This window comes from Bacteroides sp., assembly GCF_052357945.1.
Lineage (GTDB): Bacteria > Bacteroidota > Bacteroidia > Bacteroidales > Bacteroidaceae > Bacteroides.
Map to the genome: position 1 here is coordinate 1 of NZ_DAWCXD010000284.1, position 2577 is coordinate 2577.

General features: G+C 39.2%; 1 protein-coding gene and 2 pseudogenes. All 3 read right to left on the bottom strand.

The annotated features are described in order from the left end of the window. A pseudogene (locus ACT8YW_RS22880) lies at positions 1-122 on the bottom strand (conjugal transfer protein TraI); the annotation flags it as partial. Further along, positions 115-1920 (bottom strand): reverse transcriptase/maturase family protein, encoded by a 1806-nt coding sequence (locus ACT8YW_RS22885; RefSeq protein ID WP_032535361.1) that lies wholly within the window; start codon positions 1918-1920, stop codon positions 115-117. The gene ACT8YW_RS22885 and the pseudogene ACT8YW_RS22880, both read right to left, overlap by 8 nt. Positions 1921-2485: 565 nt before the next feature. Continuing rightward, a pseudogene (locus ACT8YW_RS22890) lies at positions 2486-2577 on the bottom strand (DUF4141 domain-containing protein); the annotation flags it as partial.

Consider the following 2577-nt stretch of genomic DNA (forward strand, 5'->3'; position numbering starts at 1 on the left):
GGTAGGCTAAGCATCCAACGCCCTGCCGTATTACTACGGTGGGTTTTCGGAAGCTCGCCCCCAAACCGGACGTACACGTCTCCGCGTATCCGGCTTTCTACTAATAATATCAATCTATTCATTGTTACTGAGTTTTTTGTAACACTTACCACATATGGCAATAGTCTTTCGTTTGCGAGCCATCATTTGTTTTTCGCAGGTAGTTTTCCCTTGAAGATTTTTTAATTTTCTCACATGGTGCATCACTAACTTATCGACTGCTCCACATAATTCACATTTTTCCGCTTTCAGCCTATCTATAAGACTTGTGTTTGTAGGATGATATGTGAATTTGGGCAAGTTGTCTAAATCCTTAATGTTCATTGGATTTTTCTTTTTGAACCCACCATGATAAAAGGTCAAGTCTTTGGCAGTACCGTTCTTTAAATAGTATCTAACTGAAAAAAGTCCATTCTTGGTGTACTTTTTTCGGATTTGCGACATCGTTGTCCGATATTTCTGCGCAAATGTTTTGTACATACTATATTTCATGATATACCCAAGTTTTGACAGACTACTACAATTGTTAGCCAAACAATAGTAATTGTAAATGCCCTTTATTTCCTTGTTGTACCTGTCAAGTATCTCAAAGTCATTGTTGTTTGAAAGTTTGGGACGGGATTTTGCTTTCCAATACTCCTTGCCGTTGTGTATCTTTATTTCTAAAACACGATATTCGAGCAACTTTTTCTTAAACGTATCCTTTCCAAGTGCCAATTGTATCCTCTTATTGAAGACACGTCTTAGTACTCCGTATTTGCTTCTTTTGGTGTCATTGGATTTCCTTACAAAAATCTCATATCCGAGAAATTTTGCAGCGTTTTCAGCATGGGTGATAAGTGTTTTCTCATCGGACAGTGTAAGAGCCAACTTTTCATAGAGGAAGTTCTTTATGTCCTCTTTGATGATGATAGCATCTTGTTTACTGCCAATAATTCCAATTAGAAAATCATCCGCATATCTCACATATTTGAGTTTTCTGTAGTTCATATCCATTTCGTCACCATCAGAATACTGCAAACCTTCTTTTTGATAAGCCTTATATTGTCTTATCAATTCTGACCTTTCACTTTTGTCTTTTACCACTTTCAACTTTTTCAGAATACGGTGTCGTTTGCCTTCAAGTGATACTACCTGTTTAGTTCTTTTCCGTTCTTTCCCCTTATCAAATTTTCCAGTGTATTCCTTCATGAATTTATCCAACTTATCAAGGTATATGTTTGCCAAGATAGGGCTGACAATTCCGCCTTGCGGTGTTCCGCTGTAGGAGTTATGAAAGTTCCAGTCTTCGATATATCCTGCATTCAGAAATTTTCTAATCAAGCGAATAAATCTTTCGTCAGCGATACGTTCTTTCAGAATACCTATCAGTATCTCATGATTGATATTGTCGAAAAATCCCTTAATATCACCTTCTACGAACCATTTCACGCCCGAAAATGTCTTCTGAATATCAGACAAGGCAGTGTGGCAGCTTCTTAGAGGTCGGAAGCCATGTGACGTTTTTTCAAACTGTCTTTCATAGATGGCTTCCAATATCATTCTGACCACTTCCTGCAATAATTTATCATTAAAAGCTGGTACACCTAATGGACGCATTTTCCCATTTTTCTTTGGGATATACATCCGTTTTGAGGGTTGGGGCTGATAACTCTCATCTTTCAACGATGTTATCAGTTGTTCAATTCGGTTCAGGCTCATTTGGTCAATGGTTTTCCCATCTGCACCTGCTGTCATATTGCCCGGTTTCGCATATATGCGTTGGTAGGCAACGTAATACATTTCCTCATTGAAAAAGATACGGTACAAGCGTTCAAACTTGTAATTCAAATTTTCACTGTGTTCCGTTAGACTGTTTAATACATACTCTGGACTTCTCATAATGTCTCTCACATTTTCCGTTATTTGCATTAAAATTATTAGCTGCTTCCCTTCGCCATGTACAGGGCTTTCCCCTGCTCAGACTACTACGGAAGCTCCGTTGCCTTGTCGGATTTTCATAGGTCTGTACCTAATAGCCTTGCGGCGTTCCGATTTAGGCAATCCCCGTTTACGATATAATAACATGGCTATGATAGATTGTCGGATATGACTTCCGCCCGTTACCGCTTACTGCGGTTGTGCCGTAATTTGTTCCTGCCTCTACTACACGACGCTCGCAACAGAGGTATTACGGTATAGCGAGTTAAGTTATCTTTCACTATAAAACATACTGGGTTCACTTGGACTATCATTCAATCAGTTTGGATTTTATCCTCGTATCTATCTGTTTCATCTCACCATTCAGTTGCAATTTGATAACTAATTGACTTATGGCTTTCCAGCGTGCTATACTCCCTGCCGTCCTTTCGTGGGCAGATAAGCTGGTGATGATAGGTAAATATTGGAACACTTACCTAATAGCTTGCCAATGCTACATTTATTATATCGCCTATACGGGCGCACCGTCGTAATACTTCTTGCCCTGTTCGTAAATCTTCACGGTCTCTTGAAAATTTTTTATCATATTCTGGGCGGTCGTGGAAGTGTGTACCACGT

Coding starts and splice junctions, on each gene's coding strand:
- ACT8YW_RS22885 (WP_032535361.1), bottom strand. CDS start 1,920: ATGAGAAGTCCAGAGTATGTATTAAACAGTCTAACGGAACACAGTGAA.